This window comes from Anaerocolumna cellulosilytica (assembly GCF_014218335.1).
Classification (GTDB): domain Bacteria; phylum Bacillota; class Clostridia; order Lachnospirales; family Lachnospiraceae; genus Anaerocolumna; species Anaerocolumna cellulosilytica.
The window spans coordinates 4,294,003-4,307,658 of record NZ_AP023367.1 but is presented as its reverse complement, the minus strand read 5'-3'; the positions used below and the strand labels follow the sequence as shown (position 1 = coordinate 4,307,658).

13 protein-coding genes are annotated in these 13,656 nt (G+C 37.8%); 7 read left to right on the top strand and 6 right to left on the bottom strand.

From position 1 onward, the window contains the following. Positions 1 to 44: 44 nt before the first annotated feature. Positions 45 to 779 (top strand): tyrosine-protein phosphatase, encoded by a 735-nt coding sequence (locus acsn021_RS17875; protein ID WP_184092387.1) that lies wholly within the window; start codon positions 45 to 47, stop codon positions 777 to 779. A 243-nt stretch (positions 780 to 1,022) separates the two neighbouring features. Continuing rightward, entirely contained in the window at positions 1,023 to 1,577 is a 555-nt protein-coding gene (locus acsn021_RS17870; RefSeq protein WP_184092386.1) for a hypothetical protein, read from the top strand. A 150-nt stretch (positions 1,578 to 1,727) separates the two neighbouring features. On the opposite strand, the gene acsn021_RS17865 is transcribed toward acsn021_RS17870, so the two are convergent. Then, entirely contained in the window at positions 1,728 to 1,934 is a 207-nt protein-coding gene (locus acsn021_RS17865; protein ID WP_184092385.1) for a helix-turn-helix transcriptional regulator, read from the bottom strand. 5 nt (positions 1,935 to 1,939) lie between these two features. Further along, on the bottom strand, positions 1,940 to 2,236 hold the full coding sequence (locus acsn021_RS17860; protein ID WP_184092384.1) for a hypothetical protein: 297 nt from the start codon (positions 2,234 to 2,236) through the stop codon (positions 1,940 to 1,942). 175 nt (positions 2,237 to 2,411) lie between these two features. On the opposite strand from acsn021_RS17860, the gene acsn021_RS17855 reads away from it, so the two are divergent. The 4 genes from acsn021_RS17855 (at position 2,412) to acsn021_RS17840 (ending at position 7,510) form a co-directional block, all read left to right on the top strand. Then, entirely contained in the window at positions 2,412 to 2,870 is a 459-nt protein-coding gene (locus tag acsn021_RS17855; RefSeq protein ID WP_184092383.1) for a MarR family winged helix-turn-helix transcriptional regulator, read from the top strand. 223 nt (positions 2,871 to 3,093) lie between these two features. Then, a complete protein-coding gene (locus tag acsn021_RS17850) occupies positions 3,094 to 4,821 on the top strand; it encodes an ABC transporter ATP-binding protein (protein ID WP_184092382.1) in 1,728 nt (575 codons plus the stop codon). 3 nt (positions 4,822 to 4,824) lie between these two features. Next, positions 4,825 to 6,720, top strand: a complete 1,896-nt coding sequence (locus acsn021_RS17845) for an ABC transporter ATP-binding protein (RefSeq protein ID WP_184092381.1) — start codon at positions 4,825 to 4,827, stop codon at positions 6,718 to 6,720. A 226-nt stretch (positions 6,721 to 6,946) separates the two neighbouring features. Then, the gene (locus tag acsn021_RS17840; protein WP_197978578.1) at positions 6,947 to 7,510 is read left to right on the top strand and encodes a GNAT family N-acetyltransferase; all 564 of its coding nucleotides are present in this window, start codon (positions 6,947 to 6,949) and stop codon (positions 7,508 to 7,510) included. 199 nt (positions 7,511 to 7,709) lie between these two features. Here acsn021_RS17840 and acsn021_RS17835 read toward each other — a convergent pair whose 3' ends face one another. The 4 genes from acsn021_RS17835 to acsn021_RS17820 all read right to left on the bottom strand — a co-directional run bounded on the left by acsn021_RS17835 (position 7,710) and on the right by acsn021_RS17820 (position 11,857). Further along, positions 7,710 to 8,717, bottom strand: a complete 1,008-nt coding sequence (locus acsn021_RS17835; protein WP_184092380.1) for an ATP-binding cassette domain-containing protein — start codon at positions 8,715 to 8,717, stop codon at positions 7,710 to 7,712. Next, positions 8,714 to 9,415: a GTP-binding protein gene (locus acsn021_RS17830; RefSeq protein ID WP_184092379.1), complete on the bottom strand. Its 702-nt coding sequence runs from the start codon at positions 9,413 to 9,415 to the stop codon at positions 8,714 to 8,716. Before acsn021_RS17830 ends, acsn021_RS17835 begins: the two co-directional genes overlap by 4 nt. Further along, complete coding sequence (locus acsn021_RS17825; protein ID WP_184092378.1) at positions 9,412 to 10,665, bottom strand: ABC transporter substrate-binding protein; 1,254 nt, start codon at positions 10,663 to 10,665, stop codon at positions 9,412 to 9,414. Before acsn021_RS17825 ends, acsn021_RS17830 begins: the two co-directional genes overlap by 4 nt. A gap of 172 nt (positions 10,666 to 10,837) precedes the next feature. Then, positions 10,838 to 11,857 carry a LacI family DNA-binding transcriptional regulator gene (locus acsn021_RS17820; protein ID WP_184092377.1) on the bottom strand — a complete coding sequence of 340 codons (1,020 nt, stop codon included), beginning with the start codon at positions 11,855 to 11,857 and terminating at the stop codon, positions 10,838 to 10,840. Between the two features lie 380 nt (positions 11,858 to 12,237). On the opposite strand from acsn021_RS17820, the gene acsn021_RS17815 reads away from it, so the two are divergent. After that, a complete protein-coding gene (locus acsn021_RS17815; RefSeq protein WP_184092376.1) occupies positions 12,238 to 13,638 on the top strand; it encodes an L-fucose/L-arabinose isomerase family protein in 1,401 nt (466 codons plus the stop codon). Positions 13,639 to 13,656 lie beyond the last annotated feature (18 nt).

Below are 13,656 nucleotides of genomic sequence, written 5' to 3'. Positions count from 1 at the left end.
ATATTAAGTTCCCACGGTCTATTTTATAAAAAAGGAGTTTATCTATGCAAATAATTGCCAGGCCACTGCCCCTTAATGGTGCAAAGAATATACGTGACTTAGGAGGATATACCACGGAAACAGGAGCTGTCACAAAACATCATGCCTTCTTACGTGGAGATGCTCTCCATAATCTTACGGAGGAGGACAGCAGGCTGCTGTATGACCATGGTGTACGCTGTATTGTTGATTTACGTTCCGAAGTAGAAAGTAAAAGAGAACCGGACAAACTGCCGCTTCTTTATGCAGATATAAAATATATACATGTCCCTATACAGGACCATGTTAGAGCAAATCGTTATTCGGATGAATTTCCGCCAAGTATGTGGGAACTATACTGCTGGTTGTTAGATGACAGTAAGGAAAGTTTTTATAAGGTCTTTAAAGCAATGCTTGATTGTCCTGATACGTGTGTTTTATTTCATTGTTCCGGTGGAAAAGACCGTACAGGAATGACTGCCATGCTTTTACTTAAGCTGGCGGGGGTTGATGAGGAAACCATAATACAGGATTATGCTATAACCCAGGAGTATATGAAGGATATCTTCCCTCTTCAGGTAGCGCAATTAGAGTCCATGGGTCTTACCGTTCCGGGGTATGTAATGGAATCTCCTCCGGAAAACATGAGAAAAGCACTAAATTATTTAAAAGAACATTATATATCAGCAGAAGATTATTTTAGAACCCTTGGATTCACGGACACAGAAATTCATGCATTGCGTAAAAAGATAGTGGGATAGTTACCATATATTACAGGCAAACCTGGATATGTTACGAAAACAAGGTTACATGCTCTAGAATAGATTTAAAGCATATAAAGGAAGCTTTCAGGTAGAGTCTGGGGCTTCCTTATTTCCATATTATTTAAGATATGTCTGTAAATACCTTATAAAATAGGGATATAGACCTATTCATCAATGGGAATCCATGTGTAATAATAAGAAGAACCACAACATGCGTATACATACAAAGGAGGAACAATTATGAGTTTCGATGGAAAAGAAACCTATGAAGAAAGTGGATTAGAAGAAACATCCGGCTATAAAGTATCGGATGCAGAAGGCTGGGACAACACCCTGGGTATGGGGCAAGCCGCAGAGAAAATAAAAGGCAATATCTTGTTAGGTCTGCTTGGAGCAGCAATTTGTTCTCTGGCAGGGGTAGCTATTTGGATAGTTATTTATCAGCTGGGTTATATTGCTAGTATATCAGGTATTGTAATGACTATTTGTGCTCTTTGGGGTTATGAAAAGTTTGGCGGTAAACTGGATAAAGTAGGGGTTATACTTAGTTTTATTATAGTAGTAGTTATGATATATGTAGCGAACAGACTTACCTACACCATCGAAGTATATAAATATTTTCATAAAGAATATGATTTAAGCTTTTTAGATTCCTTTAAGGCATTGTCTTTATTCCTTGAAGACAGCGAAGTAAAGAGATCCTATCTGTCTGATTTAGGTATGGGTTATCTCTTCTGTCTAATTGGAAGTGTTAGTCGATTTATCAGGATATTTAAAGGGGCTAAAGGAGAGTAGTTGTCTCTGTGCGGTGATATTTTATGAATAAAGTTCAGGATAAGGTTACATTTTGAACCTATATCCTGAACTTTATTCATATATTGACCGATAGTATACTTTGTTAAATAAAATGGAGTGTATGCTTGGGACAATGATTCTTTGCAGATTTTATTTTAGTGTTGTTGGGTCAGGTTCAAAAAGCTCATCCACCGTTGTTTCGAGTATGCTTGCCAGCTTAAAGGCCAATAGCAGCGTGGGATCATATTTGTCATTTTCAATCGCATTTATTGTTTGTCGTGTGACACCTAACGCCGCAGCTAAATCTTCCTGCCTATATTTTTTTTCTTTACGTAGTTTTCTTATGCAATTCTTCATAATACTCAATGACCATTCGTAACGTAGAGGATTGCACCAAATACAAGGAATAAAAATAGTAATCCTAATGTAAGTAGTATCTGTTTTTTTCCGCTGTTATCGTCAACCTTTATCTTCTCAATGCTTGTAACAAAAAAGTAAACCAGAAACTGTAGACCGAACAGGATTAAAGGAAGCGATGTTTCTTGGCTTTTAACATAGTTATATCCACCCCATAAAACGAGGGAGAATACTATAAAGAACCAACTCCATTTAATTCCTTTCTGGTTTATAATTAATTCCATTTCATCCATTTTTCTCATATAGGCACCTCCGTAATGTCAAATGTTTTTTACATTTTTAGAATACTACTTAATCGTTAAAATGTCAAGAGTTTTTTACATTTTTAAGGCTGTAGATTTTACGATTGACAAATATATAATTTTTTAATAAAATAATTGTTAGATATCTAACAATTATTTTACAAAAGGAGAGAGCATGAAGGAATGTGAAAAACCGAAGCATCCCGATGATTATGGAATCTTTATCAAAAAACTGGGTAAGAACATTAAATATCTTTCAGATGAAAATCTGGTGAAGCATGGCATCACTTTGGAACAGGTAAAGATATTACGGTTTCTGACCCTTTATTATTCAGAAAGCCCTGCTTATCAAAAAGATATTGAGCAGCATTTTGAAATTAAGCGTTCCAGTGTTACGAATATTCTTCAAAATATGGAGAGAAACGGATTGATTACCAGAATTGGTGATGCCTTAGATGCCAGAGTTAAAAAAGTGCTTCTGACTGAAAAGGGAAAGGAACTTTCAATCAGTTTAGTGGATTATATTATACAGCTTGAGAATATTATTGTGCAGGGAATGTCAGAGGATGAAAAACGAACTTTTAAGGATTTATTAAAACGAAGTCTTAAGAATGTAGAAGAATATATGTGTTAATACATAGGCTTCTTCTGATTATCCTATAGATTGGCCTGCTTTGGTCTTTGAACGTTTTCATCCCATTCAAAGACTGGTTCGTTACGGCCTATATAGTATAAAAATGAAAGGAAAATAAACGAAAGAAAGGATGCCGCAATTAGATTCTGTCACTAGATTGTAGAAATATAATTATATTGTGGCAGTACTGCAGACAAGTCTGCAATATGCAACGGGTATAAAAATGATTAAAAAATTAGTGTCTAATATTGGAGAATATAAGAAATACGCTATTCTTACGCCTTTTGTTATGATTGGTGAAGTACTTATGGAAATACTTATCCCCTTTGTTATGGCAAGTATGATAGATAAAGGTATCTTAGGGGACGGCGGGGTAAGTTACATTGCCAAAATGGGAGGCTTAATGGTAGTTATGGCCATGATTTCCATGATGTTTGGTGCTTTAGGTGCTAAATTCGGATCAATGGCTGGTATGGGATTTGCAAAGAATCTTCGAAAAAAACTTTTTGATAAAGTGCAGGATTTTTCTTTTGCAAATGTAGATAAATTTTCCACACCATCTCTTGTTACAAGACTTACTACGGACATAACAAACACCCAAAATGCTTTTATGATGCTTATTCGTATGGCTGCAAGAGCACCAATTATGTTAATAGGTGCAACTGTAATGGCGATAACAATTAATGTGAAGCTATCCTCTGTGTTTTTAGTTGTAATTCCGATTCTGGCAATTGCACTGGGGTTAATTATAAGCAAGGCGCATCCAAGGGTGGTGGCGATGCTCGGTCTATATGATAAGTTGAACTCCGATGTTCAGGAAAACCTGGTAGGAATCCGTGTTGTGAAAGCTTTCGTAAGGGAAAAGCAGGAAATCAAAAAGTTTGAAGAGTCTGCGGATGCACTACGTAAAGCACAGTTATTTGCAGAGAAGATTATCATCCTCAACGGTCCGGTGATGCAGTTTTGTATGTATATATGTATGGTTGCGATTTTGTGGTTTGGTGGCAATATGGTAATGGACGGAAGTTTTGAAATCGGTCAATTATCCAGCTTCATTAACTATATCAGTCAGATATTAATGTCACTTATGATGCTTTCCATGATATTTATCATGATAATTGTTTCCCGTGCTTCTGTGCTTCGTATTATAGAAGTACTTGATGAAGACATTGATATTAAAGACAGTGCAACTGAAAAGAACCTTCAAGTAAAAGACGGATCGATTGAATTTAGACAGGTAGGCTTTAGTTATGCCAGGGATAAAGAGAACTTGACGTTAGCAGACGTTAACTTTAAGATTCAATCCGGGGAAACCATAGGAATAATTGGAGGAACCGGGTCTTCAAAGACAACCCTTGTTCAACTCATTCCAAGACTTTATGATGTGCTGGAAGGAGAGGTACTTGTAGGAGGAGAGAATGTAAAGCAATACTCTTTAGAAACACTTCGGAATGAAGTTGCAATGGTATTGCAAAAGAATGTCCTGTTCTCAGGAACCATTCGTGATAATTTAAAATGGGGTAAGGAAGACGCTACAGAGGAGGAAGTAATAGAAGCCTGTAAGGCGGCGCAGGCACATGATTTTATTATGTCCTTCCCGGATGGGTATGATACGGATTTAGGTCAGGGGGGTGTCAATGTGTCCGGTGGACAAAAGCAAAGACTATGTATTGCCAGGGCTTTATTGAAACAGCCAAAGATAATTATACTGGATGATTCCACCAGCGCAGTAGATACGGCCACCGACCAGAAAATCAGGCAGGCTTTTCGTGAAAAGCTTAAGGATACCACGACTATTATCATTGCACAAAGGATTTCTTCTGTTAGTGATGCAGATAAAGTACTGGTATTGGATGATGGTAAGATTAACGCCTTTGCAACGCCGGATGAATTAATGCAAAACAATGATATTTATAGGGAAGTATATGAATCCCAACAGAAAGGGGCGTAAGTCATGGCAGGACCAATGGGCGGAAAACGACCTGGGGCGAAACCTCAGAATGTAAAAAAAACTTTAAGTAGAATATTTAGTTATATGCAGGAGTATAAAGTCCAGTTAATTCTGATATTGTTTACTATTATGTTAAGTGCCGGAGCACAGGTTGCCGGAACCTCCTTTTTAAGAAAAGTTGTTGATGGATATCTGACTCCTTTAGCAAAAGAGTACGACAGTATGCTTTTTAAGGGATTTATAGAAGTTCTCATTCTTATGGGCGCTATCTATGTTATGGGGGCATGTTCAACCTATTTGTACAGCAGACTAATGCTGAATGTATCAACTAGAACTCTATATAAAATTCGAATGGACTTATTTCGTAAGATGGAGTCCTTTCCTATAAAATATTTTGATACCCATACGCACGGTGACTTAATGAGCCGCTATACAAATGATACGGATACTATCAGAGAAATGTTAAGCAATAGTGTAGCCAATTTTATATCCTCTGTCATTACAGTATCCAGTGTATTTATCATGATGATACTTTTTAGCTGGCAGCTAACCATTCTAGTTGTTATTATGCTGTTTATTATGCTAAATATTATAAAAAAACTTGGTGGAAAAAGCGGTGCTTATTTTAAAGAGCAGCAGATTCATTTAGGAAAAGTAAATGGCTATATTGAAGAAATGTTTGAAGGGCAGAAGGTAGTTAAAGTTTTCTGTCATGAAGACGCAGCAAAAGAAGAGTTTGATAAGTTAAACAGCCAGTTATGCGAAGCGGCAACCAATGCCAATACTTTTGCAAGTGTTCTGTTTCCGATTATGGGTAATTTATCTCACTTGCTCTATGCCATAACTGCCATTTTTGGAGGAATATTATCGGTATCAGGGGTACTCTCTATTGGTACAGTTGTAGCATTTATGCAATATACCAGAAGTTTTTCACAACCAATTACCCAGATATCCCAACAATTAAATTCTGTCTTGACTGCTCTTGCCGGTGCAGAGCGAATCTTTCAGATGATTGATGAAGAGCCGGAGGTAGATGAAGGATACGTTACTATGGTGAATGCACGATTTGACGCTACTGGGAAGCTTGTGGAGACAGAGGAAAGAACCGGAATATGGGCGTGGAAACATCCACATAAGAGCGATAACACCATCACCTATACCCAGGTTAAAGGTGAAGTTGAATTTGATAATGTGGTCTTTGGTTATGAAGAAAATAAGACGGTTTTAAATGGTATAAGCCTTTATGCTAAAGTAGGGCAAAAGATAGCTTTTGTCGGCTCTACTGGTGCAGGTAAAACAACCATTACAAATCTGATCAACCGTTTTTATGATGTGCCGGATGGTAAGATACGATATGACGGAATTAATATTAATAAAATTAAGAAGGATGATTTGAGACGTTCTCTTTCTATGGTACTACAAGATTCTCATTTATTTACGGGAACCGTAATGGATAACATCCGCTATGGAAAGTTGGATGCAACGGATGATGAGGTGATAGCAGCAGCAAAGCTTGCCAATGCCCATTCCTTTATAAAACATCTTCCACAGGGCTATCAGACACTGCTTACAGCGGATGGCGCTAATTTATCCCAGGGACAAAGGCAGTTAATTACCATAGCCAGAGCAGCCGTCGCAGACCCACCGGTACTGATACTAGATGAGGCAACTTCCTCTATCGATACTAGAACAGAAGCCTTAATTGAAAAAGGAATGGACCGTTTGATGGAAGGAAGAACTGTTTTTGTTATTGCCCACCGTTTGTCAACCGTCCGCAATTCCCATGCCATCATGGTATTGGAAAATGGACGAATTATCGAACGCGGTAATCACAACCAGCTAATAAAACAGCAAGGAAAATATTATCAGCTATATACTGGAATGTTTGAATTATCATAATGATTATAACCAATAGCCTTATGACTTAACTGTGTATTATTAAAGTCATAAGGCTTTTATATTAATGGTTTAGTTTTTCTTAAATCAAATTGAAGAAAGTAATTGCAAAAGCTCAGACAATGGTAGTAAAATGGAAATAATCAACAGTAGGTATCCATGCAATAGAAAGAGCGATTTCACATGGAAGTATACCTGTAGTCTAAAACTCGCAGGTATTAGAAAGGGTATGAGTCATTATATGGTAGATAATTACAGAGAGATTATAGAGCAAAAACAACGCCTAGAAACGAAACGACTTTTTCTAAGAACATTTACATTAGGTGATGAAGAAGCTGTATTCGCTTATGGCAGTGACCCTAGGACTTTAAAATATCTTATTTGGGAAGGTATAAAGGATATTGACGGAGCCAAACGAGCAATCACACAGTATTATTCTAAGCCACTTGTTTATGCCCTGGCTTTAAAGGATTCTGACCTTTGCATAGGCTGTATTGATATACGTTTGGAGGTACTTCATGATAAAGCTAGTTTCGGATATGTTTTAAACCGAACTTATTGGGGGCAGGGTTATATGACAGAAGCGTTAGGTGCGATGCTTACCTATTGTTTTAAAGTTCTTGCGCTTAATCGTGTAGAAGCTACTCATTTTTCCGGTAATGAGGGTTCTGGTAAGGTGATGGAAAAGTGTGGCATGATTAAAGAGGGAGTATCGCCAAAACAGGTAAAAATCAAAGGGGTTTTCCAGGATGTGGTGCATTATGGTGTTTTGCGGGAGTATTTTCAACTGTAAATGAATCGTTTTTCCTATAATGCCCTGGATAAACAAAACACTGCCAGTTCTATATGTAATTTCTCATGGATGATTGCATATAGAACTGGCTTGTTGTTAAACGGTATGGAAAGAATCCCTTAGGGTCTTTCTGAAATATAGCTTGATTTATAATAGATTCATTCATTTGTAAATGGATTATTAGAAACTATCAGGAATACTATTGTTCCAGATTTTTTAATGACAGCGTATTTCCTTTACGGAGCTCCTGCCTTGTATTTTGAATCAATGCATCGACTTTTTCAAGCTCTTCTAACAAGGTCTTTTCTTCGTCACTCGTAAAAATCACTTTGTGTATACCGCCATTTTTGATTATAATTCGTTTGTTAGCCATAAGAGCTAAAAGCGGATCGTGGGTAGCCATTAAGACGATTTTATCCTCTGAGACCAAAAGCTCAAGGGCTTTTTTACGGTCAATTCCTGCATTTTCAATCTCATCAATCAGCACTATAGGAGAAGAACTTAATATGGCAGTATCTGCAATCATCAAAGCACGGGATTGTCCGCCGCTTAAGCTGGTTACAGGAGTATCTAGATTAAACTTTTCGCCTGCAAGATTATTTGCGGCCTCAATAATCCGCTGAATAACAGCTTCCGGATTTTCCACGAGACGGCTTACTGCATGCATTTTCAAAAATTCCGCTACACTTAAATCCATTACAAAATTCATGTTCTGAGACAGCTGTGCAACCAGCTTGTTGTTTGAGGAAAAACGCCATTTATTATCCGGTATGTTTCCATTGATTAGAATACTGCGGCCGGTAGGAGTATCTCCTTTAGCTGTCCATTCAATATCAGCTAACAGGCGGCTCTTGCCGGAACCGGTAGGTCCTACAATGGAAACAATCTCTGAGGTATTCACTGTAAATTCTTTAAAGCCTTCTGTATTACCGGATTTATCATGACCCGGCAGAATGGTCAGAGAATAGACCTGATTATCCTTTTCAATCCCAAGAAAGGCGAGCATCTGCTTTATAAAGAGTGGAAGGTCTGCTAACAGCTTTTCTTTGTCAATTGCCTGGTCTTCCAGTTCTTCTATGGTAAAATGTTCCAAAAACGCCTCAAAGGTTTTCTCCTCATATCCGGCAATATCCAGTTTATTTTGCTCGAAGTAGGTTGCCGTAAAGGGATATTCTTTCAATAGTTTTTCTATACTCCAGTTTGTCATGGTTTATCCACCTTTAAATCTATTTTCTTAATATTTCCCATTTGATAGGCTTCGCCAATTCTTGTCTCCCCAAGACAATAGGAACAAAGAGCGGAAGGCATGGGGAAACGAAGCTGCATGCCCTGTACGGACTGTATATCCTGATTTTCATCATACAACAGGCTTCCCAATTCATAGGCACCCTGTCCCGTCAGTCCATTTACATGCATAATGACAGCTCTGGGATTTACAGAGCTTACACAGGATGCAAAGACCTCACGTTCTGCCTGGGAGACTATATCACCCTTGGTGATAACTACATAGTCTGCGGATTTTAACATAGGGCCGATTTTTTTAGGTGTATTAATTCCGGAAAGGTTATCAATAACGCAAACACCTTTCATTTCTTTTAAATAGGGTGAACAACGATTACAAAGTCCTGCTGACTCCGTTATTAATAAATCCAGTTTTTCCTGGTTACCCCAATTAACAACCTCTTCTATATTGGAAGCAAAGAAGTGGTCAGGGCAAAGAGCACCCGAGAGGCCTTTTTTTACCGGAATACCTGCTTTTTCATATGCTATATCGTCATCCGTATACAGGCAGTCAAACTTAACGACACCTACTTTAATATTTCTGTTCTTAAAAGCGGCAATCGTTTTTAAAATTACAGATGTCTTGCCGGAGGAAGGAGGTCCGGAAAAGATAATCAGATTCATACAGACTCCTTCCCCGATGCGCCATAAAACAGGCGTTCCGTATCCGTAATCAGCTTACCAATATCGTTGTTATAAATATAATCCCACCCTAACCACATAAATTTTTGGTCTGGACTTAAATGATTGTCTACGAGAGGATTTGTAGAAGGGAATTTACCGTTAGAAGATAAAATTTCACCTATTTCCTTTGAATAGAGAAAATCAACAAAAGGTTTTATTTTGTCCTTATTTTGTTTCTTGGCAAGAAGAAAAATAGGACTGATAATTGCACCGTCTTTTGGCCATACCGGACGCAGAGGGCTTTTTTTATCAACCATACTTGCAAAGAAGTAAGGTGTTACGGTAACAGTGGGAACTGTGTTACCACCTTTTTGTATATGGGATTTGACCATCTGTGCAGGATGCATGTTGTGTAAAAGAGAGCGCCCCATTTTTTCTATGCCTTCATTTCCATAATAGCGATGAATATGGAGTAAAAATGCATTAAACATATCCAAATCTTTCATCGGCAGACTTATGCTGTTTTCAAATGCAGGATTCATTAAATCTTCCCAGCTTTCAGGAAAAGGACGATCGCCCAAGACAGCAGTATTTACCATAAAAATTGCCGGTACAACACCGATAATAGCATATTGCTTTTTTGGGTCCTTTAATGAAATGTGGTCATTATCAAAGTCTGTATTCACCTGTTCGATTCCTGAAATATCTTCAAAGACTCCGGCATCCCTATAACGTCCCATTAAACTTTTATCAAAAAATAAGTCAAAACCAGCTGATAAGTACAAGTCTGACAGGGCATCTCCATTACCGTCTGCGGCAACTACTCTTTCTTTCACATCATCTAGTCCCAGGTTAGCAGACTTTAAATTATAATCTACCTTATAATCAAGACTATCTTTTTGGGAGGCTGCAAAGTCTTCAAATTTCTCCAAAAGAGGAAGTCTTATGGGGCAGGGCAATACCCCTTCAATACGAATATCACCGCCATTTTCCTCCTTCATGGCATAAAGTCCGGTGGACAAATCAGGAAGGATCTGCTCAATGGCCTCCTTAAGCTTTTGCACGAAAATTTCTTGATTTATTTTACGCATGGATAAAGCCATGTCAAGGGTGATGGTTTTACCAAGGGTCTGTCGCATTACCGGATTGCTAAGATTATCAAAGCCATTCGCTATAAATAATTCAATGGTTTCCGGATATTTTTCTGTAATATCATATATAGTATCTGTAATTTCAAAATATTGAGACATAGTAAGCATCCTTTCAAAAGTTATAACATAAGTAAAGGTTTGTTGATATCATAGTGTGCTGTTAGCTTGTGTCTATAGGTCGGCACATTTGTAGTATAACATAGTGTCTCAATTTTATTTGTTGCAAAAGCAACAATAACAAGAATTGTAATGATATAATTTATCAGATACCTTACAAGTTTTGGTTTTTTACACTTTTTCTTACTGTCAGTGCAGTCGATAGTTCTATTTTTACATAATCATTCACTTCATGATCAATTAAATAAAGTAAACGTTCTACCGCTAAGGCTCCTAGCCGGTCTTTTTGTACAAGTACTGTGGATAGCGGAGGATCCATATATTCACAAAGAGGCATATCATCAAAACCGATAACAGAAATATCCTCTGGTACGTTATAACCGGTTTCCTTAAAGGCTCTGATAGCTGCCATGGCAATAATATCGTTGTCAGCAAAAAAAGCAGTAGGCAGTGAGGAATTACTTGTTAAATAATTTAATAAATCTTTATATGCGCCCTCCATCGTTGGATGAACCGGACATATAACCGTGGAAGCTTCTGTTATACCGGCTTCCCCCAGTGCTTTTAGGTAGCCCTCCTGACGTTCTGTAAAATTATTGATAGAAAGGGAGGAATGGAGATATCCAATCTGGGTATGACCATTTTCCACCAGATGTTTTACCGCCAGATAAGCACCCTGTACATTATTAATGCAAACCGCATTGCAGGCAGCAGCTTCAAAATAGCTGTCAAGTACCACCAATGGGACACTTAAGTTTTTAAAAAGAATAAATTCATCTGCTGACATTTCTGTTCCTAATAATATAATTCCTTTGCAAGGAAGATGGATAAGGCTCTCTAACTGTTTGTCCAAATCCTCATTCTTATAAAGATAACTAATCTGTAGATGATAACCATTCTGGCGGCACTGGGATTGAATTCCTTCTGTAACCTGTGAGAAGAAGGGGGTATCAGAAACTACACTGCCATGATTTTTATAAATCATAAAGTGGAGCATACCCTCCTGTACTGCCACCATGTGCTTTTTTGATAAATCAAAACCGTATTTTTTGGCACCTTCTAAAACCTTATCTTTCGTCTCCTTACTGATACCCGGTCTGTTATTTAATACCATAGATACGGTTGCCGGTGATATATTTAATAAATTAGCCAAATCTTTCGCTGATATAGCCATAGTTAATCCCCTTTCTGTTTCTATTATTTCAATGATTGTTTTGCAATTCTCTGGATAGGATTATTTGCTTATAGAGTACATGAAAAAATAGCTTCAGTCAATTGAAAAATATTTAATAGTTAAATAATCTTTAATGAATTAACTTCAAATAATAGTACTAATTTAAACTGTAATAAATGAAACCCTCATAACCATATTGACTTTTTCTAAGAATATGATATTATATAATTGAATAATTTAATAAATATTAATATTTAATTAAACAAATATTTAACTAGATTTAAAATGTATTATTTTATACTGCTGTTCAATGCTGGAGATGAAATAATAGCAAATCAAAAGGAAATCCATCTAGTAACATAAAAGGAGAAAATAGAGGTATGAAAAAAATCAAGTTAGGTTTTGCACCAACCAGAAGAAGTATTTTCAGTGCGCCTGATGCAGTAAAATATGCCGATTTAACCAGAAAGAGGCTTAAGGAATTGGGGGTAGAGATTGTAGACATAACTGATATTAATGAGGAAGGATTATTTTATGATGAGGCTGACCGCATTAAAATTATGGATAAGTTTAGAAAAGAAGGGGTAGATGGTCTATTTTTTCCTCACTGTAATTTTGGTACAGAGTATGTAGTTGCAAGACTTGCAAGAGAAATGAACTTACCGGTGCTGCTTTGGGGCCCAAGGGATGAAAGACCGGATGAAGACGGAATACGTCTTAGAGACAGCCAGTGTGGATTATTTGCCACTGGTAAAGTGCTAAGAAGATTTCAGGTACCCTTTACTTACCTGACAAATTGCAGATTAACGGATACTGAATTCGAAAGAGGCATACGTAATTTCCTTGCAGTCTGTAGTGTGGTTAAAACCTTTCGAAGCATCCGTATCCTTCAGATTGCTCCTAGACCCTTTGATTTTTGGTCAACCATGTGTAATGAAGGGGAATTGCTAGAACGCTTTAATATCCAGTTAGCACCTATACCCATGCCGGAATTAATTCAAGAGGTAAAGAAAGTAAAAGCAGAAGGAAAAGAAATCCTTGAGGTAGTGGCGTATTGTAAGGAAGCCATGAACATAAAAGTAGGTGAGGAGCAGCTTGAAAGCATTGCAGCCCTTAAAGTAGCAATGAAAAGGCTGGCAGATAAATATGGTTGTAAAGCCATTGCTATCCAGTGCTGGAATGCTTTGCAGGGAGAAATTGGCATTATGCCTTGTGCTGCCAACTCCTTATTAAATGAAGAAGGCATCCCTGTAGTCTGTGAAACAGACATACACGGAGCGATAACGTCTCTTATGGTAGAAGCTGCCGGTATGGACGAGGCCAGAAGTTTCTTCGCAGATTGGACTGTAAGACATCCGGATAACGAAAATGGAGAACTTTTACAGCACTGTGGTCCATGGCCTATTTCGGTTGCTCAGGAAAAACCTACCATCGGGTATCCTTTGGCGTTTGATTATCCGGGAGCAGTGGAAGCACAAGCTAAATTCGGGAATATGACCCTTGCCAGATTTGATGGTGATAACGGAGAGTACTCCTTATTGCTTGGCAATGCAAAAGGTGTGGAGGGACCCTATACAAAAGGAACTTATGTATGGGTTGAGGTAGCTAATCTAAAACGTCTTGAGGATAAGCTGGTCTGCGGTCCTTATATCCATCACTGTGTAGGCATCCATAAAAATGTGGTTCCGGTTCTGTATGAAGCCTGTAAATACATTGGAGTAACACCGGATCTATATGATCCAATAGAGGAAGAGGTAAGAGCCTTTATTCGAGGAGAATAGCGCGAATAAAGGATAGAA

Coding starts and splice junctions, on each gene's coding strand:
- acsn021_RS17875 (WP_184092387.1), top strand. CDS start 45: ATGCAAATAATTGCCAGGCCACTGCCCCTTAATGGTGCAAAGAATATA.
- acsn021_RS17870 (WP_184092386.1), top strand. CDS start 1,023: ATGAGTTTCGATGGAAAAGAAACCTATGAAGAAAGTGGATTAGAAGAA.
- acsn021_RS17865 (WP_184092385.1), bottom strand. CDS start 1,934: ATGAAGAATTGCATAAGAAAACTACGTAAAGAAAAAAAATATAGGCAG.
- acsn021_RS17860 (WP_184092384.1), bottom strand. CDS start 2,236: ATGAGAAAAATGGATGAAATGGAATTAATTATAAACCAGAAAGGAATT.
- acsn021_RS17855 (WP_184092383.1), top strand. CDS start 2,412: ATGAAGGAATGTGAAAAACCGAAGCATCCCGATGATTATGGAATCTTT.
- acsn021_RS17850 (WP_184092382.1), top strand. CDS start 3,094: ATGATTAAAAAATTAGTGTCTAATATTGGAGAATATAAGAAATACGCT.
- acsn021_RS17845 (WP_184092381.1), top strand. CDS start 4,825: ATGGCAGGACCAATGGGCGGAAAACGACCTGGGGCGAAACCTCAGAAT.
- acsn021_RS17840 (WP_197978578.1), top strand. CDS start 6,947: ATGAGTCATTATATGGTAGATAATTACAGAGAGATTATAGAGCAAAAA.
- acsn021_RS17835 (WP_184092380.1), bottom strand. CDS start 8,717: ATGACAAACTGGAGTATAGAAAAACTATTGAAAGAATATCCCTTTACG.
- acsn021_RS17830 (WP_184092379.1), bottom strand. CDS start 9,415: ATGAATCTGATTATCTTTTCCGGACCTCCTTCCTCCGGCAAGACATCT.
- acsn021_RS17825 (WP_184092378.1), bottom strand. CDS start 10,665: ATGTCTCAATATTTTGAAATTACAGATACTATATATGATATTACAGAA.
- acsn021_RS17820 (WP_184092377.1), bottom strand. CDS start 11,857: ATGGCTATATCAGCGAAAGATTTGGCTAATTTATTAAATATATCACCG.
- acsn021_RS17815 (WP_184092376.1), top strand. CDS start 12,238: ATGAAAAAAATCAAGTTAGGTTTTGCACCAACCAGAAGAAGTATTTTC.